The sequence below is a fragment of the Virgibacillus pantothenticus genome (genome assembly GCF_018075365.1).
Taxonomy (GTDB): Bacteria; Bacillota; Bacilli; order Bacillales; family Amphibacillaceae; genus Virgibacillus; species Virgibacillus pantothenticus.
This window is the reverse complement of the sequence record NZ_CP073011.1, coordinates 4662461-4684301: the sequence shown is the minus strand read 5'-3', so window position 1 is coordinate 4684301 and position 21841 is coordinate 4662461. Positions and strand designations below refer to the sequence as shown.

Annotated in this window: 19 protein-coding genes and 2 pseudogenes; 14 read left to right on the top strand and 7 right to left on the bottom strand. The window is 35.1% G+C overall.

The features are described 5' to 3' along the window. Nucleotides 1–416: 416 nt before the first annotated feature. On the top strand, nucleotides 417–1232 hold the full coding sequence (locus KBP50_RS21625) for a phosphatidylserine decarboxylase (protein ID WP_342355596.1): 816 nt from the start codon (nucleotides 417–419) through the stop codon (nucleotides 1230–1232). Here the strand turns inward: KBP50_RS21625 and KBP50_RS21620 are convergent. Together KBP50_RS21620 and guaC are read right to left on the bottom strand one after the other, a co-directional pair. Further along, entirely contained in the window at nucleotides 1225–1815 is a 591-nt protein-coding gene (locus tag KBP50_RS21620; RefSeq protein ID WP_050350643.1) for a DedA family protein, read from the bottom strand. The genes KBP50_RS21625 and KBP50_RS21620 overlap by 8 nt on opposite strands. A gap of 781 nt (nucleotides 1816–2596) precedes the next feature. Next, nucleotides 2597–3583 (bottom strand): GMP reductase, encoded by a 987-nt coding sequence (guaC, locus tag KBP50_RS21615; protein WP_050350644.1) that lies wholly within the window; start codon nucleotides 3581–3583, stop codon nucleotides 2597–2599. Between the two features lie 718 nt (nucleotides 3584–4301). Here guaC and KBP50_RS21610 point away from each other — a divergent pair. After that, the gene (locus KBP50_RS21610) at nucleotides 4302–5567 is read left to right on the top strand and encodes a helix-turn-helix domain-containing protein (protein WP_050350645.1); all 1266 of its coding nucleotides are present in this window, start codon (nucleotides 4302–4304) and stop codon (nucleotides 5565–5567) included. A gap of 681 nt (nucleotides 5568–6248) precedes the next feature. Here the strand turns inward: KBP50_RS21610 and KBP50_RS21605 are convergent. The 3 genes and pseudogenes from KBP50_RS21605 to KBP50_RS21595 form a co-directional block, all read right to left on the bottom strand. Beyond that, nucleotides 6249–7023, bottom strand: a pseudogene (locus tag KBP50_RS21605) (SDR family oxidoreductase). 518 nt (nucleotides 7024–7541) lie between these two features. Further along, nucleotides 7542–8027, bottom strand: a complete 486-nt coding sequence (locus KBP50_RS21600; RefSeq protein WP_050350646.1) for a DUF4188 domain-containing protein — start codon at nucleotides 8025–8027, stop codon at nucleotides 7542–7544. Between the two features lie 670 nt (nucleotides 8028–8697). Beyond that, nucleotides 8698–9240 carry a PadR family transcriptional regulator gene (locus KBP50_RS21595; RefSeq protein ID WP_050350647.1) on the bottom strand — a complete coding sequence of 181 codons (543 nt, stop codon included), beginning with the start codon at nucleotides 9238–9240 and terminating at the stop codon, nucleotides 8698–8700. Between the two features lie 146 nt (nucleotides 9241–9386). Here KBP50_RS21595 and KBP50_RS21590 point away from each other — a divergent pair, with 146 nt between their 5' ends. Beyond that, complete coding sequence (locus KBP50_RS21590) at nucleotides 9387–9734, top strand: hypothetical protein (protein WP_050350648.1); 348 nt, start codon at nucleotides 9387–9389, stop codon at nucleotides 9732–9734. Between the two features lie 199 nt (nucleotides 9735–9933). After that, a complete protein-coding gene (gene rlmH / locus KBP50_RS21585; protein ID WP_050350649.1) occupies nucleotides 9934–10413 on the top strand; it encodes a 23S rRNA (pseudouridine(1915)-N(3))-methyltransferase RlmH in 480 nt (159 codons plus the stop codon). 299 nt (nucleotides 10414–10712) lie between these two features. Here the strand turns inward: rlmH and KBP50_RS21580 are convergent, their stop codons facing one another. Beyond that, entirely contained in the window at nucleotides 10713–12221 is a 1509-nt protein-coding gene (locus KBP50_RS21580; protein WP_050350650.1) for a hypothetical protein, read from the bottom strand. A gap of 355 nt (nucleotides 12222–12576) precedes the next feature. Between KBP50_RS21580 and KBP50_RS21575 the strand changes: the two genes are divergently transcribed. The 3 genes from KBP50_RS21575 to KBP50_RS21565 all read left to right on the top strand — a co-directional run bounded on the left by KBP50_RS21575 (nucleotide 12577) and on the right by KBP50_RS21565 (nucleotide 14568). Beyond that, a complete protein-coding gene (locus KBP50_RS21575) occupies nucleotides 12577–12735 on the top strand; it encodes an isocitrate lyase/phosphoenolpyruvate mutase family protein (RefSeq protein ID WP_082240876.1) in 159 nt (52 codons plus the stop codon). Between the two features lie 560 nt (nucleotides 12736–13295). Then, nucleotides 13296–13448: a hypothetical protein gene (locus KBP50_RS21570; RefSeq protein WP_156875314.1), complete on the top strand. Its 153-nt coding sequence runs from the start codon at nucleotides 13296–13298 to the stop codon at nucleotides 13446–13448. Between the two features lie 679 nt (nucleotides 13449–14127). After that, on the top strand, nucleotides 14128–14568 hold the full coding sequence (locus KBP50_RS21565; protein ID WP_050350652.1) for a cell wall hydrolase: 441 nt from the start codon (nucleotides 14128–14130) through the stop codon (nucleotides 14566–14568). A 220-nt stretch (nucleotides 14569–14788) separates the two neighbouring features. Here KBP50_RS21565 and KBP50_RS21560 read toward each other — a convergent pair. Beyond that, nucleotides 14789–15031 (bottom strand): annotated as a pseudogene (locus tag KBP50_RS21560) (DUF1433 domain-containing protein); the annotation flags it as partial. Between the two features lie 130 nt (nucleotides 15032–15161). Here KBP50_RS21560 and KBP50_RS21555 point away from each other — a divergent pair. The 7 genes from KBP50_RS21555 (at nucleotide 15162) to KBP50_RS21525 (ending at nucleotide 21359) form a co-directional block, all read left to right on the top strand. Then, nucleotides 15162–15392: a hypothetical protein gene (locus KBP50_RS21555; RefSeq protein ID WP_050350653.1), complete on the top strand. Its 231-nt coding sequence runs from the start codon at nucleotides 15162–15164 to the stop codon at nucleotides 15390–15392. A 234-nt stretch (nucleotides 15393–15626) separates the two neighbouring features. Next, nucleotides 15627–15848: a FeoA family protein gene (locus tag KBP50_RS21550; protein ID WP_050350654.1), complete on the top strand. Its 222-nt coding sequence runs from the start codon at nucleotides 15627–15629 to the stop codon at nucleotides 15846–15848. Between the two features lie 3 nt (nucleotides 15849–15851). Then, nucleotides 15852–17864, top strand: a complete 2013-nt coding sequence (feoB, locus tag KBP50_RS21545) for a ferrous iron transport protein B (protein WP_050350655.1) — start codon at nucleotides 15852–15854, stop codon at nucleotides 17862–17864. A 17-nt stretch (nucleotides 17865–17881) separates the two neighbouring features. Continuing rightward, nucleotides 17882–18052 (top strand): FeoB-associated Cys-rich membrane protein, encoded by a 171-nt coding sequence (locus tag KBP50_RS21540; RefSeq protein WP_050350656.1) that lies wholly within the window; start codon nucleotides 17882–17884, stop codon nucleotides 18050–18052. A gap of 283 nt (nucleotides 18053–18335) precedes the next feature. Continuing rightward, nucleotides 18336–18656: a PadR family transcriptional regulator gene (locus tag KBP50_RS21535; RefSeq protein ID WP_050350657.1), complete on the top strand. Its 321-nt coding sequence runs from the start codon at nucleotides 18336–18338 to the stop codon at nucleotides 18654–18656. 3 nt (nucleotides 18657–18659) lie between these two features. Further along, entirely contained in the window at nucleotides 18660–19241 is a 582-nt protein-coding gene (locus tag KBP50_RS21530) for a DUF2812 domain-containing protein (protein ID WP_050350658.1), read from the top strand. A gap of 207 nt (nucleotides 19242–19448) precedes the next feature. Beyond that, nucleotides 19449–21359: a 3'-5' exonuclease gene (locus KBP50_RS21525; protein WP_050350659.1), complete on the top strand. Its 1911-nt coding sequence runs from the start codon at nucleotides 19449–19451 to the stop codon at nucleotides 21357–21359. The last annotated feature ends 482 nt before the right edge of the window (nucleotides 21360–21841 follow it).

Here is a 21841-nt window from a genome sequence, read left to right as displayed (position 1 = left end):
TTCTTCACTTTTGAAATAAAATTTCTGAGCGTCGCGTTTACGATGGCTAAAAGCAAACGGTGATGCTTACTTGTTCTGTAGAGTGATACCATAGGCTATAGATTTCAATACATAACTCATAGTAGCAAATAAATAAGGGCAATCCTCGATGTGGAATAAGCACTTTCCCTTCTAGTTCGGGCAAATCCCGTTGAGATAGAGACCACTCACTACGAATGATTAGATTAACTTTTGCATAAGACATTTATTGCATTATTGAACGCCGCTTCATAGTATTTTATTTTGGCATTAGTCATAAAACAAAATATCACTTTATTTTATCCGTGAGTAAGTATAAAATATGTAACGAAGTAGCTGAACGAATACATGTGGTAGATCTACCATTTTATTTGATATAGTATAGTTACGTTTTTTTCGTGTATAGGAGAGTGAATGTATTGTTAAAATCATGTTTGAAATTTTTGGTCGAACTAACCGGAAATCGCTTTATATCTCAATTATTAATCCGTTTTACAAATTCAAAATGGAGTCGAATGCTGGTTCCTGTTTTTGCTAAGGTGTATAGCATTAATCAGGAAGAAATGAAAAAGCCACTCTCAGATTATCAAAGCTTGCATCAATTATTTATTAGAAAGCTAAAACCGGATTGTAGATCTGTATATCCACACAAAAATAGTATAGTTAGCCCAGTAGACGGTGTAATAAGTGATTTTGGATCTGTCAGAGATGTTGAAGATTACAAAATAAAAAATAAGCAAATTATATTAGAAGAAATGCTAGGCAGTAAGGAAAAAGCGGATATATACCGAAATGGAAAATACATTATATTGTATTTATCGCCGCGGCATTACCATCGAATACACAGCCCGGTAAATGGTAAAATAAACGGAAGTTGGGTGTTGGGCAGTAAATCTTATCCTGTCAATTCGATTGGTTTTAAATACGGCAATAGCCCCTTATCTACAAATTATCGCCGAATTACTGAAATCCAAAGTGAGCTAGGGAAAATTGCGGTCGTTAAAGTAGGGGCTTTAAATGTTAACAGCATTCATCTTACCTGTCGTTCGGAACATATTAACAGTGGAGAAGAGCTCGGTTATTTTTCTTTCGGCTCCACTGTCGTATTATTTATAGAAAAAGCAGACTTTCAATTTTCGACAGATATAACTACGAATCAGGACATTCAATTTGGAAAAAAACTTGGAGCTATTTCCGATTCGTTATTTACTTAAATTTATTTCGATATTTCTTCCATAATACAAAGAAAAAGATGCCTAAAATGAATAGCCATATAATCTTTGAAGCATGGGAGGAAATTTTTTCAATATACTCCCAATGGTTACCTAAAATAATTCCTAGGATTATAAAAGTAGATGCCCAAATAATTGATCCTATATAAGCAAAGGCAGCGAAGCGCAAATAATGATAATTGCATATACCAGCTATGTAGGCAGCAATATGCCTAATGCCTGGAATGAAGTAACCACATATAAGAAATATTCCACCGTATTTATTAAAGCTCTTTTGTGCCCAACGGAGATTTTTTTCTTTTATATGCAACTTCGGACCAAATCGTTTAATAAATGGAATACCTAGCTTTTGCCCGAGAAGGTAACTGATTGAAATTCCAATCATAGACCCTAATATAGCAACCAAAATAGATAGATTTAGTGACATATGACCCAAAAAGACATTATATCCAACATATGTAAGTAATACTTCATCAGGTAAAGGTAGCCCGATAATTCCTAACACAAGAATGATAAAAATTCCAATGTAGCCGTAGTGAGTTATGAAGCTTGCTAAATTTGACATGTTTTATTCCTTACCCTCTTAAACATAACAATAGAAAGTTATTCTTGATATATATGTCATTATTATAACACCATTAATTTAAGCTTTCTATATAAACATTATTTGGAAGCGCATCTTAAATCGCCATTGTGCTAATATGTTTTTTACTTATAAGATGTTGTTCCAAAAGTGCATTAAATGTGATACATCAAATTTCTTTGGTTGGCTTGTTTCTTCATTGCTTGGAACAGAGTGCCCCTTTCCTGTGTAAGAATGTGTTTCCGGGAGGATTACGATTTGCCAGCACATAGAATAGAGAGAAAGGATATAATAACTAGGATCAGCGTTGTGCCAAATAGAAGTTTTCACTAAGAGACGAAAAAAGGGTACCTATAAAATGAAACTTCAATAAGTGAGAGGGTATAGAAGATCCCTTAACCATTATAGATCATAGGGCACTAGTGAAAAGAATAGCACAATAAAAAGCCTTAGCAATGGTTACTCATTGCTAAGGCATTGGATAAAGATCATCGAGCAGTAAACTGGCAGCAAGACCTGCCCGCCCCATTCTACGAGGTAAACCCCAGATTGGCACGGAGAACCTAACTGTAAGTCAAAGTTCGATTCTGTTTACAGGTCATACTATAACGGTATCAATTATTATTTGTATATAATGAATGAGATCCGCAACAAATATTATCTGATTCGAAAAGCTACTTGAAACTATATCAAGGTAATAACCGCATTTTTTTACAGATGTAACGAATAAAATAATTGTTAAATCATATATTTAATCGCTTGTTTAATAAACAATCTTATCGCCATTGAAGATGGAGTTTTTCACTACTACATAGTCAACGGTGCGGATTGCTTCTAGCTTTTTACCGCCCGCGTAGGAAATAGATGATTGCAAGTCTTGCTCCATTTCTTGAAGTGTATCTTTCAAGGAGCCTTTATGCTCGACAAGCATCTTTTTACCTTCCACGTTTTTTCTTTCTCCTTTTTGAAACTCAGACGCAGAACCGAAATACTCTTTTAAAATCTTTCCGTCTTTTTCAATCGTTTCACCTGGAGATTCTTCGTGCCCAGCGAAAAGGGAACCAATCATCACCATTGTTGCACCGAAACGGATAGATTTAGCAATATCGCCATGCGTACGAATACCACCATCAGCAATAATTGGCTTGCTTGCAGCTCTTGAACACCAACGAAGTGCAGCTAATTGCCAGCCACCAGTTCCAAAGCCTGTTTTAATTTTTGTAATACAAACCTTCCCTGGTCCAATACCAACTTTTGTTGCATCAGCACCAGCGTTTTCCAATTCACGGACAGCTTCTGGTGTACCAACATTTCCAGCAATCAAGAAGCTTTCAGCTAAATGTTTTTTAATATGCTTAATCATTTTAATGACGGACTCTGAATGTCCATGCGCAATATCGATCGTAATATATTCTGGAATTAATTTATCAGCGGCTAACTGCTTTACAAAATCATATTCCTCATCCTTCACACCAACACTAATGGAAGCAATTAGGCCACGTGCGTGCATATCTTTTATGAACTCCGCACGTTTTTCTGGTTCAAAACGGTGCATGATATAGAAATAGCCATTTTCGGCTAACATTAATGCAATTTTCTCATCAATAATCGTTTTCATATTCGCAGGAACGACAGGTAATTTAAATGTATGCTTGCCCAATGTGACACTCGTATCACATTCAGAACGGCTGCGTACAATACATTTTGCGGGAATTAATTGAATATCTTCATAATCAAATACATTATCCATGCTTAACACCTCTAAATCCGAATAAAAATTATTCGAGTATATTTAACGTTCGTCTATTAGTAATGTACATGATTTTGAACAAGAAGTCAAAGTTTTATTTTCACGATAGGAAAGCATAAAATTTTATGGGTTTATAGAATAAGCAAAAGTACGGCTATCACAAGTCTTTATGGCGATAGCCGTACTTTTGCTAAGAAGGGTTTTTATAACTGTCTGGTAAAAGAGATATAAGGAGCGTGAGGAAGCGAGCTCCTATTCAAGTTTTCTTGCCCTATAAAAAATTTTCGGTTTTATAAGATAAGAAAAATGATAGCTTTTGTATAAAAACGCATCGACAACCCAGTTTTTCTGAGAGGTGTTTCATAATACGATAATGGAAGAAAGAGATAAGCTGTAAGAGTTGTGGGAGGGGCGTCTATAATAGGTTGTTCATTTTAATGTTAGTTATTTCATTTATGGTAATAAAAGAAAAGTGACTATCTATCCCCCGAGAAAATGTGTTGTTTTAATGCAAAAGAGAATGCTTGTAAAGATCCGACAGTCACTTCTATTAGATAAGACCATGTGCGCAATTTTCCTGTTTAAAGAAAATATAATGTATAGTAACATTATTTTCGGTGGAAATTATTAGATAAATCATATTTTTTCCCAAACAATAACTGTTTCGACTTGTGGTATAATATTACATAATATAATGTGTTAAAGGGGTGAATAGGGTTTGAGGGATATTGGCTATACTATAAAGTTACACCGAACAAAGCGAAATTTGACACAAGAGGAACTATCAGAAGGCATTGTTTCTTTATCCTATTTATCAAAGATAGAAAATCAAAAAGCAAGAGCAAACCCAGAGATTATTCAGGCATTATGTAATCGACTAGGAATCGAACTTACAAATATTTCTGATTTACAAATTGAAGAACAGTGTAAGAAATGGTATGACATGTTATATGATCATTTTGATAAACAGGAAATTATGACGAGATATAAAGAATTGCAAAAGGTAATGGATAGAAGTATTAACAACCAAACCATAATGTTTGAGATTCATAAAATTCGTTACTATATTATTTTACGCGATTTTCAAAAAGCCTTACATAAAATGAATGAGCTCCACGAGATGGCAGACTCTTTTAACCCCCCACATAAATATTACTGGAATAAATTTCAAGGTAATTACTACTCCTTTAAGGAAGAGCATCAGCAATCTTTACACTGTTATAAAAAAGCCGAGAAAGTGCATCGTTCAGCGGAAATTGAAGAAGAAGAGATTGCTGATTTGTATTATGCCATTTCCATTCAACATAGTCATTTACTAAATGGATTAGAAACTATAAATTATGCAGAAAAAGCAATGGCTGTGTTTCAGCGAAATTATAACTTCATACGTTGCGCTCAATGTCATATCATGCTAGGGATTGCTTATCAACGAATAAAAATGTATGATCTTGCGTTAGAAAATTATAATCAGGCAATGTATCTAGGTAAGTTAAATAACGAAGAACAAGTTATTCAGTTAGCCTATCTTAATTTAGGGCTGTTTTATTTTACAACAGGGAATTCAAAAAAATCTATCGAAAATTATGCGCTTGCCTTAAAAACTACAGACTTAGATGATGAACTTAGATTAGATGCTATTACTCACTTAATACATAGTTTTTACCAGAATAATGAGAACTCAAAAGCAAAGGAATATTTAACCCTCGCGTGGGATGCTCTTAGACTATCTAAAGAAAAAGAATATTACAGTTTTTATAGATACACTACCCAAGTGTATACATACTTATTAAATGGAGAACTAAAGGATTTTGTATCTATACTAGTAGAGGAATTTATTCCGTATTTAAAACAAAGGAAAAACTACCAATATGCAGTGTTTTATTCTAAGCTGTTAGCCTCTTATTTAGAAGATACGGACAAGCATAGAGGATCTATGCAGTACTATAAATGGTCCTATGTCAAAAGTTGGGGTGGAGTGAGGTAGGATCTCATCCTACCCAACATGACTTTCATATTTTTATACTTATGTAAAAGAAGCATCTTGCCTTTAGGAAGTTCCTAAATCCAAAGGCATTCCTTTATCATGATTTTCGTTAGGTTATTCATTCCCTCCAGAAATACATTTGAGTAATTAAAATGGCGGGATAAGATCAAAGAAACCAAGCATTTTACTATAAAAATGCCTAGTCTTAAAGTCAACCGTTCAAACCCACTTTAAATGTTTGATCCTTTGAATGCGATAATCATTTACATATGTTGCACTTCTCATTGGCGGAATTTTTTTCAAATGATGTTTCTCAAACAGTATCAGCATATGAACCTAAACCAATAACAATCTACCAAGCAAGCTAAAAAAATAAACTATAAATTGCGCATATGCTCATTGGTTATAGTTTTCATTAAAAAAAGACCTGTCTCATTTTACTACCATAAACTACTCCAACCTTAGAAATTTTCCCTATATTATTTTACAGGCTTAATCCTTACAAAATGCAAATTTACAATGCTAAGTATTTTGAAACCAGTCATATGAGATTTTATGAAGCATTGCTGAAAGCGATAAAAGATCGTGATGTTATATGATGATAGTGTTGTAAAACCATAGAAAAAGGGGCTGTTGCACAATCAGAAACGCATGGTGCAACAGCCTTTTTTTATGTGATCGTTATTTCCCTAGAAATCCGCCTTCCGAGCGAATGGTTTGCCCCGTTATCCAATACGAATCATCACTTGCTAGAAAGGTAATCAGTTTGGCGGCATCTTCAGGACGGCCGAGACGACCAGATGGAAATAAAGGTAATAAGTTACTTTTTATTTCTTCATTCATCCACCCTGTATCCGTTGGACCTGGATCAATAGAATTAACTGTTATGCCGATGGGAGCTAGGGCAACGGATAACGGCTCTGTAGCAGCAATGGTCATCCCCTTTGTAGCAATATAAGCTATATTATTTGGGTCTGGCCCTTTAGAGATGAGATTGATAATCCGCCCATCTTTTTTGTTCGGAAATTGCTGCTCATATCTTTTAGCAAATTCAACCGATAATAAGGGTGCCGCGATTATTCACTTGATAATGTTTATCTAGAATCTCTGAAGTTAACGTACGGAAATTCGTTGGAGCTTCGTAGGTTGCGTTATTGACTAAAATATTTGCAGTTCCTAGGCTTTCCTGAACCGCATTTAGCAACGTATTTGGTGATTCTTCTATACTTAAGTCTAACTGTATGTGATCAGAACGTACTCTAAAGCTGTTTATCTTTTCACAAAGCTTATTTGGGAAATCTCTTTCTAATCTTCCTTCAGTCTCATCAAATGGAGACCAGTGTGTGAAAAAGATGTCAGCTCCTGCTTTTGCAAGAGACAAACATGTTGCAGCGCCAATTGCTTTCGAATAGCTAACTCCAGTTACTATAGCAATCTTGCCAGTTAAATTTTCCATGGGATCATCCTTCCAATTAGAAGGAACGTACAGAAGAGATGACTGTTTTTTGAAACATTTTGTACGTCCTAGAATGTGAATTATAAATAATTAGCTATAAGCTTCTAGGATAGTTGCCATAAATGATTCTCCTTTGTTATCTAATTTCCTTAGTTTAACATGGTGCTGTTATTTGTTCTAGCTGGGAATTGCTATCCATTGTTTATTTTATCCGGCATAGGAAGGAGCTGTAAGACGGTATTTGACATTATGTACTGACCAAGCCTCAGTGGGAGCTAACAGCACCTAAATGCCCGATTCGTTCAGGGTCATTAGATCATATTTTTACGATACTAACAATCAGTGGGAGTTGAAAGAAAATCCCACTGATTGGAAATTCACTTTATATTACAGGTTGGTTTAAGACTAGTCCTTTAACCTATGAGGTGAAACGCGGGATAATACGTGTAGCCAACCTGTGAGTCGAATGTTCCATTCAATTAGGATAAAGAAGCTCCGCACTACTTAAAATCACTTGTTTAGATAACTTTATTCTTTTTCAATCGCTGTTTAGCAGTTGTACGTTTTGGCGAGACAGGAATATGCTTGTTTGCCTTTGACAACCCATATAATGGCATATTTGCATAGATAGCTTCATAATTTCCCTTTGGTATGACATAAGTCTCGTGATAGATACCGACAGCATCTGTACTGCTCGCTTTTTGATTAAATACTTTCCATGCGGCTAAATGTTGTTTACCTCTTGCATAGGCAAGCAAATCTTCAGTAGACCGCCAATATTGCACCATCAATGTTGTGCGAAGACCAAAGTAATTTTCCATAGATAAAAACCCTAACGTATCTTTATGTGTGTAAAGTTCTTTAATCATTCCTGGCATGGCAGAAAAAACCGGGAACCATTTATGCACAGCTAATCTGCGGTTAACCCGCATGCCAATTAAAAACACAACGATATCTTCTTCATTTTCTACGGTATAGCGACCAGAATAAACCTGTTTTTTCATAAAATCTTTCCCTTCTTTTGTTTATTTCAATGAGCTTTTCGTTTTATGAGACACCATTTGTGGTAGTACGATAGTTCTATTAGCGTCTGCGAACAGAGGAAAAATTGTTTTTAAGTTTTTCTTTTTAATACTATAAGGAAATATAAAAATTTAGAGTTTATAGGATAAGAAAAACGGCAACTTTCACTAAAGGTTTGGCGAGAAGCCAAGTTTTTCTAAAAAATAAGAAAGCATAAAATGAGGTGCTTGGGAATAACGAAATAACGGAATAGCCACGTCCGGTGCATGAGCCCAGCAACGATGCGACTTCACGAAATTGCTTTACGATAAGTCATCATCGGTTCGTTGCTAAGGGGAAGCCGATACGTCGGCATATCCCAAGTTTTAGAGGCATGGTTCCTTTATCCCGTAAAAAGGCGTTGTAGACTCCCACATCAAGAATGGAAGATGCGAGCGGAACAAGTCGAAGTGGGAGGTAACAGCACTTAAATCCCCGATTCGGATTCGCTCAACTAACCATCATCGGGGTTATCTTCACCCCCGCTGATGGAAGATTCACTTTATCTTTAGTTGATTTATTCCAGTCGCTACGTTGCTAAACGGGCGGTCCTGCGCCTTTGTTCAAAAGTAACCATCCATAGAGGATAAAGAAAACCGAAGCGAATAAAGTTTATTTTATTTTTTCTATCGTAGCTTCGCACCATTCAATAGCAGCTCTAGTTGTTCGCCTCCCGTAGTCCAATGTATATAGCCAATATGTAGCATCAGGACTTTGAGGGTTCCAGTTCATTATCATTTCTTCAATCGCTTTATAGGTGTCTATTTTTTTCTGTAATTCTTCTTTGTAATGAAGTAATAACGATTGAGTCTGATCCGCAGGCTGATGCCGGCTAAAAAATAGCTTTAAAAGAACTTCGTTGCGCTCATCCGTAATTTGCTGCAATGGCTCAGCTAACCAGTTTTGTAAAACCTCTTTCCCCTTGGTAGTGAGGAAATACTCCTTTCGATCTGGTTTTCCATCCTGTGACTTGACCTTAACTGTTGCTAAACCATCGGTAACTAACTTTTTTAGATTAGGGTAGATTTGTCCATAGCTAATTTTCCAAAAGTGATTTAAGCTCTGATCGATCAGTTGTTTAATTTCATAACCGGTTCGACAATCTAAGGTTAAAATCCCAAGCAGCGCATAGGTGGTATGATTATAAGTTTTCAAATCCAATCATCCTATCTATTTGATATATATCATTTAGATATATAATACATGAATTGGTTGAAAATGAAAAGTGTTTTCCGAATGTTTTAGTCGATTGAATACATCTTTGTTATAATTGTAGAAAAGTGTGGAACGGAGGGGTTAGCATGCGTTTGTTTTCTACAGGATTGCTTGAAATGGTACGCGCGCTGTTCATTTTTGTAGTACTTTATTTCGTATTTGGGGCGATAAGTAATTACTTTTTAGAAACATTCACGAACAGACCGATTGGCCAGTTAACGGAAGAATATCCTTATTTGATGTACTTTTTAGCGCTACAAGCCATTGGCATTGCCATCCTTATTTTTATTTTATACCGAAATAAGTTCCAATTCACTGGATGGTATAAAGGGAAGCGAGTAAAGCCACTGTCTAAAACAACAACACGAATTCTTGTAGTCATTAGCGTTGTTGCTATTTTAGCTCTGTATATTGTAGTGGGATTTGGTTTGTGAATGAGCTATGAGCTAGAGGGTTTTTATACTATGCAAATAAGATGGAGACTTTGAGTGGTGCTAGCTTGTTTTGATTTAAGGCAGTATAACACTCAAAATAGAGAGATTTTATACTGAACTTAACATAGATTGGCTTAAAACTGGGGTATGATTATGGTAAACTAAAGAAAATTGAGATTTGTGAGGGAAGTTACGTATAATGAAAATCACCATTGTATCCGTAGGAAAATTAAAAGAAAAGTACTTAAAGCAAGGCATACAAGAATATTTAAAACGCTTAAACACGTACGCAAAAGTAGACATCATTGAAGTTGCAGATGAAAAAGCCCCAGAAAACCTAAGTGAAGCCCAAATGATAGATGTTAAGCAAAAAGAAGGCGAACGCATTTTAAGCCATATTCATCCAGATACATATGTTATCACGTTAGAAATTAACGGCAAAATGCTTACCTCAGAACAATTTGCCAGCAAATTGGATGAACTCGCTACCTATGGGAAAAGCAAAATAGCCTTTGTCATTGGCGGGTCACTTGGAATTAGTACAGACGTTCAAAACCGCAGTGATTTAGCTTTGTCCTTTTCGAAAATGACCTTCCCACATCAGATGATGCGGTTCATTTTGTTGGAGCAGGTGTATAGAGCATTTCGGATTAATCGGGGGGAACCGTACCACAAGTGATGGTAAACAAGAAGAAAGAGTTTACATTACATATGGATCTATTAGAAAAAATAAAAAATGAAATGCAGTTAAAATCAAAATAATTAAATAAGGAAGATCTGTTTAGAAAAACAGAGGTTTAGTTAACGAGGAGTTAGGAAAAGATGCTCCAATGATGATATTATCATCTTGGGCTTTTATCATATATTTTTTGATGGTACTCTTATTTAGGTTTTTATAATGCAGATTATATCATTTATAAAGAATTCAGGATGGCTATTTTAGATACTTAGCCATCCTTTTTTATGTTATTAAAAACACTAAAAATGAGTTTCTAAAATCTCATGAGCTATTTCTTCAAATGCTTCAATAGCTTCTTTAACACTTTTACTTGATAGTTCATCAACTTTATTACCATGAACAATATCATTTCGGTTTTCTTTTATCTTGTTTATATAACTATTAAACTTCCTTCTTGACAGAACTATACGTTTATCCGATGGTACATGTTTGTAATATTCTTTCACTAATTGATAGATTGACGGTATATGATTATTTATTATTTTTCTATCTACTAATTTATTAAATTGCTCCTCGGTAATAAATTCATGTGAAGCATGATCTTCATATGAAACTTTACCATCAAAAAATAGCTGTGTTTTTTCTTCTCCCATATATTTTTTTAGAATTAGTTTAATTTTTGAATACATAAAATTTTCAAAGGAACTATTTAGTGAAATAATAGCCTCTCTTAAATTATTAATTAATAAATATTTCTTAGCATCTTGGAGTAAAATGTTCCAAAGGTTTTCATTATAGGAATTATTTAGTTGAATTAGAAATTCTTTTATTAATTCATCACTTAAGTATGGTATATGAGGAGAAACACGGTACTTGTTTTCATCATAAAATAAAATATTTTTTAACTCTGTCTCCCCAGCGAAAATTTTCGGAGCAGAAGCCTGTATCATTTTAAATGATACATTTTCAATCCAATAATTCTGAGATATTGATTTATAATTCTTTATGATAAAGTTGATTAATTCTAATGATATCACCAATGCTACGCTTCTTTTTTCTACTCCATCAGCAGTATATATATTAATATTCTTGCTAGATGATAGATATTTATTAATTTTCAGAATTACTATAGTTCTGTTTAAAATGCCATATTTGTCCTTTTCTAAATCCACAAAGCCATTTTCAGCCACTATCGTTGGTTTTCCATTAGAAATGATCTCTGCTTCCATTAAAACCTTTGTTCCCTTGTAGTGAAAGGATAATTGATTATTTGAGATATATAATGGGAAAGGGATCTCGTAGGTAACACTTGTCCATATATCGTTATTTTCAATCGCGCTAATAAAAGCCTTATTCCTTTTAAAATTATATACTTCGTTTTCTAATTGTTCGTCATTAAACTCTATTTCTTCAAAGTTATATTTACAAATTTCTTCAAATAGTTCTTTTGCTATCAAAAAATTTTCGTCATTACCAGATTCTTGCTCGATATGCAAAAATAGATAGCTGAATACTAACATATTAATCATGATAATTTTATTTGTTTTATATTCCTTTTTCCAGCGTTGCGTATTCTGAATTACTTCGAAAGCGCTTGTTATTCCTTTATAGTTATTACTTGAAAATGCTTCTGATACATTATCCCTTAGTACAGGGTAGAGAAACTCTATTACTTCATTTTTCTCTTTCGGAGATAACCTATTGAATATTGTAGTTATCTCTTTTCTAAGCTCCGTTTTTTGTGGCTCGCTTATCTTAGAGTTGGTATATATGGCCTTTTTCTTTTCAATTTTCTTATATTTATTCAATACAGAACACTCCCTATAAATACCATAAAACTCCATTCATTATTACAATTATCTACACAATTTCATAATACACTTTGAGAACCCTTTTAGCTATCTTTAAAGTGTCACGGTGAACCGTACCACAAGTAAATGAGTTTTTTTAGTAAAATGGAATAAATCTCTTTTGTTACAGATGATAAGAGCAAGAATGAAGAAGAAGAGAAAAAAGCTTGCTTGGTAAAATGGGTTCATCAACTATTACGAGACTAATAAAATGAAAAAATTAAGGGATTCAATGAGCTGTATCCGTCAAAGAACGTTTTTTTGCGTGGGATACTATCTGCCTTAACACTAGAGAAAGTGGGATTTAAAGTGATTGGCACGACGGCTGGAGAATTGTAATTCTCTTGGATATGCAGATAGTGAACTAATTGATTTTGAAAAGCATTTTGGAATTATCAAAACAATTACAGAAAATGTGAAAACACCTGTCTCTGCAGATGTTGAGGTAGGTTATGGTGATGGCACGGAATAGATTGTTACTAATGTTTTAAGACAACAGATGTTGGAGTTGCTGGAATGAATATTGTGGAGTTACTAAAAAAGAAAAAAGGGTTGAGAGATAGATTGGGGTATTACATAGAAGAAATGCAAAAACAGCCTCCTAACTTATCAGCGATTCACTTCGCCTAAGGGGTAGTTTATTCTTGCACTGGAATGTATAAAATTTTTTAGGGTTATAGCATCAGAAAACCTATGGCTATTTTCAAAAAGACTTTGGCAATAGCCAAGTTTTTCTAACAGAATATGAAAGTATAAAATTAGGTGCTTGGAGATAACGAAATAACTGAATAGATCACGTCCGGCTCTATCGCCCAGCAACTAGGCGACTTCACGAAATCGCCCTACGATAAGTCATCATCGGTTCGTCGCTAAGAGGAAGGCCGACTAAAAACGGGCTTGCCGCCCGACGTCGGCATACCCCTGTTTTTAGTGGCATGATTCCTAAATCTTTAGTTGATTCGTTCCATTCGCTACGTTGCTAAACGGGCGCTTGCGCCTTTGTTCAATAAGGTATGAATCAGCCATTTTCAAATGGCAGCAGCCGCTAGAAGAGGAGTTTATCCATGGGCACAGAAAAATGTAGCAGATGCCCTCGTGGAATTAGGGTTATTGGAAGATGCAGAAAAACCTTATAGGCAAGTCGGCACATCATCACTTGCTCTGAAATCGGCAATGTTATTGTAGCTGTTTTCTCTGTATGTAGAACAAGGCAATCAGGGAAAGGCAGTTAGTGCGATAAAGGAAACTGTTAGGTCAAAACCTCATTACGCCCGTGTAACAGAGATAGCCTTAGACGTATTTAGAGAATATTAACGATTGGGACCATGCAATTGAGCTAGCAGTTGGTGAGACAATACGAACAAAACCTTTTTATTGGGTTGCTATCTTATCAGGATATGTTCAAAAAGGGTTAACCGTTGATTATAGGCCAGGCTATTTTTCTTTTGATCGATTTACTGCAAATAGATCGTGATTAATTTGAAACATTTACAGAGATACTTATGGAATAACTATAGGCCAATTACCTCTATTATCTAGAGTGGCTAATGGTCATTAACCGGCTTCTTTTGAATTTACAAATTGAACTTACCTTATATGCAGAGAAGGACTGCCAGCCTGATATCCAGAAGCTTACGGTTGGAGTGAATAGCGAAATTCATATGTATGCCTTACAAAAGATGCACGAAAAACCTGAAATTTATCGTGATCCACTGATATTGTTCGAATTGAGTTGAGACTATGCCAATATGAGCTAATGAATACAATCAGTTAGGTAGTAGCCCAAACAAAACTCATATAAAAAAATGATATCAGCAATCATCTTTACCAAATTCCCTCATATAATCTCTTAGAGGTGATAAAAATGCCAAGGGTAGCATATACAGATAGTGATGTGGCTTTAGTGGCAAGGATGATGCGAGCAGAGGCTGAAGGTGAAGGACAGCTAGGAATGCTTATGGTTGGTAATGTTATTGTAAATCGATTAGTTGCTAATTGTTTAGACTTTAAAGGTTTAAGGTCCATATACGACGTGATTTTTCAAATACAGGGAGGCAATTACTCTTTCGAAGCTGTACAAAAAGGAAATGTTTTCTATAACAGAGCGAGAAGTGTAGAAAAGAGATTAGCCAAAAGAGTGTTAGATTACTGGAGAGATCATCCATCCAAGTTTGCGCTATGGTATTTTAATCCCTATGCTCCGTGTCCTCCTACATGGTATGGTCAACCATTTACAGGGCAATACAAGTTACATTGTTATTATGAACCACAGGCAAATACATGCGAAAGTGTTTATATGGGCTAGGTGTTCGGTAAAGGATACAGTTAACATTTGGAAAAGATAGCCTTGCGCGAGGAAGCTTATGCAAGGATTTTTTTAGCTTATCATTGAAATGGTTGGTGAAACAAATAAAAATAGCCCCGGTTCCCTTGAGGAAGTGGGGCTACTTTTGTAAGTTAAAAATAATGTTATAAATATAGAGCTAAAAAGTGCCGTTAATAGTATTATCGACGGCTATAAGGATTTATACATCATACAAATTTAATAATCGCATGCTTTTCTTTGCACTCTCTTTTCTCTCAGGAAATTCTTTTCCTACAGCACTTGAAATAATTTTAAAATCATTTTCATAATCGATATTAATGGAGAAAGCTGCTTTTTCATTATTATTCACCGTACCACTAATCACCATTCCGCCCATAGGAGTAATATAATCATTCTTTTTAAAATTTATTGTATGGATATTTTTAAAATTGTTATTTAAATAACTTTCTACAGTTTCTAGGCAATCTTACAAACAGATTCCAAAAAAGGTTTTCATTGAAACAGATTATTACACACAAGTTTGGGATAACCTCGAAACTATTAAAGATCCCGATACTGGATTACATGTTTATGTGCTCCAAAACGCTGATACAGATGAAATCGTTATCAGTTTTAGAGGAACAGAGCTTCCTAAAACAACTGCAACCAAAGTGAAAGAAAAATATTTAGGAACACCTTCTCAAGATGCCGCTTTATTAACTGGTAAGGCGAAACTTAACCCCAAAGATAAAACCCATATGACACCAAAAATCAATTTACAGCAGCTGAACAAGTGGCTAGCACTTTTATTTTCCCTATCCTGATGCATGTATCTTTTTTCCAGTTTGGGTTTTAATAAAGTACAAACAATTAAAATCAAACTCATTCAACAATCATTTGTACCGTTCTGTACTTACAAAGCCTGTATATTACTCCATCTACACGCTTAAAGAAACAAAATTGTAAAAATTATCGCAGCTTTCCTCGACTATTATATGATACAATTAGTTGAGAATAATTATCATTATTAATAGTGTTCATATCAGGAGGGCTACATCATGAATCTTACTGATTTACAGCAAGGTAAAACAGCTGTCGTATCAGATGTTACAAAATTAAATGATATAGTAAAACAACGTTTAATCGATATGGGTCTCGTGGAAGGTCAAGAAGTTTGTTTAAAATGTACCATGCCATTTGGCGGTCCTGTAATGGTCGAAGTGTGTGGACAATGTCTCAGTTTACGTCGTAAAGAAGCATCACGTATAGGGGTGAGATAACACGTGTCTCAATTTGCATTATTTGGAAACCCCAATACTGGTAAAACATCACTTTTTAATAACCTAACAGGATCCTATGAATATGTAGGAAACTGGAGCGGTGTAACGATTGAAAAAAAGGTGGGCAAGCTTCGCAACCAAAAAGGTCTGTTAGTCGATCTGCCTGGTGTATACTCATTAAATCCTCTTTCTAAAGACGAAGAAGTGGTGACAGAATTTTTATTGACGGGTGAATTTGAGAAAATATTGAATATTATTGATGCTTCCCAGCTAAAACGCAATCTACAGCTAACGATTCAATTAATGGAATTTGGCAAGCCTCTTATAGTGGGGCTTAATATGATAGATGTCGCCCAAATAAGAGGGATGAAAATTAATAACAAGAAGCTAGCAGACCTATTAGGTGTCAGTATAGTTCCGATTATAGCTCGAACGGGTAAAGGCTGTGATCTATTAACGAAGGAACTAACGAACCATACAACGGAAGAATCGCAGACTACTTCTATTTTTAAAGTGGACTATGGATTTTTAGAAGAAATGATTGATCGAATCAGCAAACTTATTCCAAATGAAGCTAACTTGAATAAAAGATGGGTGGCTATTCAATATTTAGAAAGTAATAAACGAGTAACATCCTATTTGGATCAACACATGTCAAGTACAGCTATGCTTGAACAAATGAAGCGGGAAGCAGAAGAAGAACTTGTAAAGCGCGGGCATTCTTTCTCTTTAAGGCAATTTATCTACCATATGAGAGATCAAAAAATTATTCATATATTGGAACAGGTTATAACGGTCACTTCGTCAAATAAAACGACTACGACTGAATTAATAGATCGCATAGTCACAAACAAATTTCTTGGCCTGCCAATTTTCTTATTCTCTATGTACGTGATGTTTATGCTGACGTTTGATTGGTTAGGATCACCGTTGTCGGATGTATTAGATGGATTTTTCTCTGGCCCGTTAACTAACGGCTTGGAGAATGGATTAAATGCTATTGGTGCTTCTAGTTTCATTAAAGACTTGGTGCTTAATGGAATTGTGGCTGGTGTAGGTGGAGTGCTCGTATTTGTCCCACAAATTTTTATCATGTTTTTCCTTATCTCTTTCCTAGAGGATTCTGGTTATATGGCTCGGGTTGCAATGGTGATGGACAGGATAATGGAATCCATCGGACTTAACGGGAAAGCTTTTATTCCAATGATTATTGGTTTTGGATGTAATGTTCCCGGAATTATGGCAGCACGTACCATTGAACAACCAAAAGAAAGGTTGTTAACGATTTTACTAACGCCTTTAATGTCTTGCTCTGCACGTCTTCCTGTATATGCTTTATTCGTTGGTGCCTTTTTTGTGAAACATCGAGCATTAGTGGTCCTTTCTCTATATGTGCTTGGAATTGTCGTAGCTATGGTGATGGCGCGAATATTTTCCTATCTATTCTTAAAAAATGAAAAAAGTGTGTTTGTTATCGAGTTACCCCCATACCGTGTTCCTCAAGCTTTAACATTATGGAGGAGTACATGGGAAAAAGGGAAAGGGTTTATTCGGAAGGCAGGGACGTTTATTTTTGCAGGTTCGGTTTTAATATGGTTGCTGACCTATGCAGGACCACACGGATTAAATGTGGACATGGACGATAGCTTTCTTGCTTTGATTGGTGGAGTTTTGGCACCTATTTTTCAACCATTAGGATTTGGAACTTGGCAAGCAGCTGCATCCTTACTAACGGGATTTCTAGCAAAGGAAGTAGTTGTATCTACCATGAATATTATTTATCATGTTCCGGATACAGCGTCACTGACAGGCATATTAAGTGCTCAATATTCTGCTCTTTCAGCATTGAGTTTTATGTCATTTATCCTGCTATATGTTCCATGCTTAGCGACAGTAGCTACCATTAGAAAAGAAACGGCTTCTAAAAAATGGACCTATATCTCCATTATATATTCCTTGCTCATCGCTTATGTCATTTCTATCATCATCTATCAAATTGGAGGACTATTCTTTTAAAAAAGGAGGCGTGTTCCATGATTGTGAATATATTAATTGGTTTAGTTATATTTGGGTATGCGGGCTGGATGATGGTTCGCCATATAAAAAAAAGCAAACAAGGTAAGTGTGCAGCCTGTGCACTTAAAAAATCCTGTAGCAGTTCTTGCACTGAAACAGACTCAGCTTCTATGAAGAAGTTGAAATAGTTACCAGGTATTGAATCGTTTTTGAATGGACATTTTATTAAAGGCAAAAAGAGATATACAACCCCAATTATATTATGCTAAAATCTACCATAAATAATCGTAGTAAGTTTATAAAAATAAATTATGGTGAAAAGCTCCCATTTAATGACAGATGGGGGCTTTTGAATATATTTAGTTAACCCATTTCAATTAATATATTGACACTCGATACATATAAGGTGTATTATTCTATTACAATACACTGACTGTCGATATATCTATTATCGATATGAATGAGGTGATCATGATTAATCCATTGTCTGAGCCTACATATTTAATCATGTTGGCACTTTACCAAGGGCCATTGCATGGTTATGGAATAATTAAAGCCATTGAAAATGTAAGTAGAGGAATTTATGTTATTGCACCAGGTACACTTTACGGCGTGATAAAAAATATTCAGAAGAAAGGATGGATCCAAACAATAGAAATTGAATCAGGAAGTCGTAGAAGGATAACATACCGTATCACAGATGACGGAAAAGAAGCCCTACTTGCGGAATATAACAAATATATAAATCTAATCCATATGTCTAAAATAATCCTTCATGAAAGCGAGGAGTAATTAGTGAAGAAAAGTTTTTTGAAAAAAGTAAGCAAGAAGTTTTCTGCATTTACTGAAGAAGAGCAATGGCTACAAACGATGGTACAAAATGGATGGATATTAAAAAAGTATAGCGACGAGGGCGAAGGCGGATGCTCTTACATTTTTGAACCGATTCAAAAAAAAGATGTCATTTATAAGATTGATTTCCGTGAATTTAATAGAAAAAAGGATTACCAAGAATATAAAGATCTATTTGAAGATGCTGGATGGAAATTACTATCAAAAAACCAATCGTATTCTAAACATATATTTTACACATCATCTACAAATAAACAAAGCGATATTTTTTCTGACGCCCCCTCTTACATAGAACGTGAGAAACGAAAAATGTCAGCTTCATTAAGAGATGCGATTATCTATCTAGTAATATCTTGTATTTGTTTGGCGTTACGTATTATTTTCGAACGCACTTCTTTTTATGGTCCCAGTGGGTTATTTTTAATTATAAGCATAAAATATGTTATGGATTACCTTAAACATAGAAAAACTTATAAATCACTAATTGGAAAAGGAAATCAATTTAAAAAGCAACCAATATCGTAAATAGGTATATCTACACGGTGCAAAAACGAAAAATATCAGGAATGAAGTAACTACACCGATCTTTAAACAGAGGACCTCCCTTTAGGAAGCATACGTAATTATATCATTATTGATATTCCTAAATTATCCAATTAATGTTACTATAGTAAATAATACCTATATAATTGAGAAAGTTTAGGAAATAAAAAAGTTAAGGGAGAGATCCGTGTGGCAATCACAGTACCGGAATCTATTCGAAGTTCAGCTACGGTAGGAGAGCGTATTCTTTTTCATACCCTGAAAGAATGTTTGGATGATGATTATATCGTTTATTATGAACCCGAAATTAATGGGAAAAGGCCAGATTTCTTAATTATTGGCCCTTATTTAGGTTTACTCGTTTTAGAAGTGAAAGATTATACGATTAACACGCTTCACCGCCTTACTAAAAACGAATGGATCATTAATAGTAAAAGTGACGGAATGGTAACTGTGGATTCACCTTTGAAACAAGCAAAAGATTATATGTTTTCTGTTCAGAACTTACTTAAAAAAGATAAAAATCTAACCCACCAAGAGGGAAAATATCTAGGAAAGCTGAAGTTTCCATGTGGGTATGGGGCGGTTTTAACCCGGCTGAATCAGAAGCAATGTATCAAAACAGATCTTTACGAAGTGGCTGAACCTACCTTGCTACTAACTCGTGATGAAATTGATCCAGATCACGATAATTTTTCAGAAGAGTTACTGATAGAGAAACTGATGAACATGTTTACCATACCTTTTCGATTAAGGGAGCCTTTATCTAGCGAAGAGATGAATGCAATCCGCTATCATCTGTTTCCAGAAGTGCGAATTAGTCGAGAATTTAAACAAGCTTCTCCGTATCGCGATCAACTATTACTCTCTCTACATAATTTAGAAACAATGGATCTACATCAAGAAAAGTTAGCCAAGCAGTTAGGTGATAAAAATCGTTTGATTAGAGGAGTAGCTGGAAGTGGAAAAACATTAATTTTAGCAAGTCGAGCTCGGTTGATTAAGCGAGAACATCCAGATTGGAACATCCTTATTCTTTGTTATAATATTTCTCTTTCCCGATCAATTGAGACCATGGTACGTGCAAAAATGGACGAACCAACGGATTTATTTGAGGCAGCCGCTATTTCAGAAAAAAATGATTGCATGAAGGGCATTACTGTGAAAAATTTCCATGAGTGGTTGAAAAAAGATTTGGACATAACTGAAGAGCAACTTCCTACTGTTATAGAGAAATTAGAAAATAACGAGACCATTCTACCGAAGTATGATGCAGTATTAATTGATGAAGGACAAGATTTTAAATCGGAATGGCTGAGGCTGGTTAGTCTCTTACTGAACGAAGAAACTTATTCCATGCTGTTAGTAGAAGATCGAGCTCAAACTATAAACCATCGTGGACGAAATTACTTGCAAAATGCAGGACTTGATTTCAGAGGGAGATCAAAAATTTTGCAAATTAATTACCGTAATACATCACAGATTATCAACTTTGCTTGGGATTTTTATCAAGCTCATGCAGTTTCAAAAAAGGTTATTACGGGAACAGTGGAAGGTCAAGAAATCATCCCTCCACTAAGCACTCGAAGAAAAGGGCCTGATCCCGTCCTTGCTCGCGCCGCAAGCTTGCATGAAGAAGCACAGATGGTAGCTAGGGCAATGAAGAAACTTCACCAGGAAAAGAAAGTCCCATACGAAGAGATGCTCGTTTTATACCGTGTGAGAAGGACATATAAAATAAACGTTATAAATATTTTGAAAAGCACTTTTAAACAACATCAAATTCCGTATACATGGGTTACAGAAAATCAAGAAACAAAACGTAATTATAAAAAAGACGACGGCTCTGCAAAGATATTTACTTTGGATAGTAGCAAAGGGCTAGATTTTCAAGCAGTCTTTATTGTGAATGCAGATAATACACCGTTTGCTTTAGAAGAAGATAATGATAGAGAGGCGGCTTTAATGTACATTGGGATGACACGTGCAATTGAGTATTTAATGATTTCTTATAGCGGTAAAACTGAATATACGGATTACTTTGACCATATCTTGAAGAAAAGGCAATTAGAAGAGGATAGAGAAGTCGCAAATAAGTAACGGTGACATGATTTAGAAAAAAAGTGAACCTCAGAGAGAGCGCTTTCATTTACTTTTCTCGTTAGAAGTTTTGCTATCCTCTGTTAAACTATTTGAGTTCTATCTAAAGATTACAGATAAGTATGCGTAAGTTTAATTGAGAATAGGAACATAACTAAAACAGCTGATTAAACAAACGAACAATAAACCGTTACTGTTTATGCGCAAGATTTTAGCGTACCCAAAGTATGTAGACTTCTGTGGGAACAGTACGAGCAGAAGATTTAATAGGAAAGCGATCTATGCTTTCCGAGGAAGCTGAGGAGTCCTGCGGAAAGCGAAGTATTTCGACATAGCGATGTTAGGGGTGAGGTTACTTTAATACAAACAAGCCGGACAATCCATTTATAATTGTTCGGCTTTTGTTATATAGTATTTTCTTATATCTCAACTTCTTTATTTATTAAGAGTTGGTGGAATGTGGGACTCCTGAGGTAGTGTAA

What these genes read in the sequence shown, in the direction of transcription:
- KBP50_RS21540 (WP_050350656.1), top strand. Translation starts at nt 17,882, where the DNA reads ATGATTGTGAATATATTAATTGGTTTAGTTATATTTGGGTATGCGGGC.
- KBP50_RS21570 (WP_156875314.1), top strand. Translation starts at nt 13,296, where the DNA reads ATGGCAGCAGCCGCTAGAAGAGGAGTTTATCCATGGGCACAGAAAAAT.
- rlmH (WP_050350649.1), top strand. Translation starts at nt 9,934, where the DNA reads ATGAAAATCACCATTGTATCCGTAGGAAAATTAAAAGAAAAGTACTTA.
- KBP50_RS21590 (WP_050350648.1), top strand. Translation starts at nt 9,387, where the DNA reads ATGCGTTTGTTTTCTACAGGATTGCTTGAAATGGTACGCGCGCTGTTC.
- KBP50_RS21550 (WP_050350654.1), top strand. Translation starts at nt 15,627, where the DNA reads ATGAATCTTACTGATTTACAGCAAGGTAAAACAGCTGTCGTATCAGAT.
- KBP50_RS21535 (WP_050350657.1), top strand. Translation starts at nt 18,336, where the DNA reads ATGATTAATCCATTGTCTGAGCCTACATATTTAATCATGTTGGCACTT.
- guaC (WP_050350644.1), bottom strand. Translation starts at nt 3,583, where the DNA reads ATGGATAATGTATTTGATTATGAAGATATTCAATTAATTCCCGCAAAA.
- KBP50_RS21565 (WP_050350652.1), top strand. Translation starts at nt 14,128, where the DNA reads ATGCCAAGGGTAGCATATACAGATAGTGATGTGGCTTTAGTGGCAAGG.
- KBP50_RS21620 (WP_050350643.1), bottom strand. Translation starts at nt 1,815, where the DNA reads ATGTCAAATTTAGCAAGCTTCATAACTCACTACGGCTACATTGGAATT.
- KBP50_RS21600 (WP_050350646.1), bottom strand. Translation starts at nt 8,027, where the DNA reads ATGAAAAAACAGGTTTATTCTGGTCGCTATACCGTAGAAAATGAAGAA.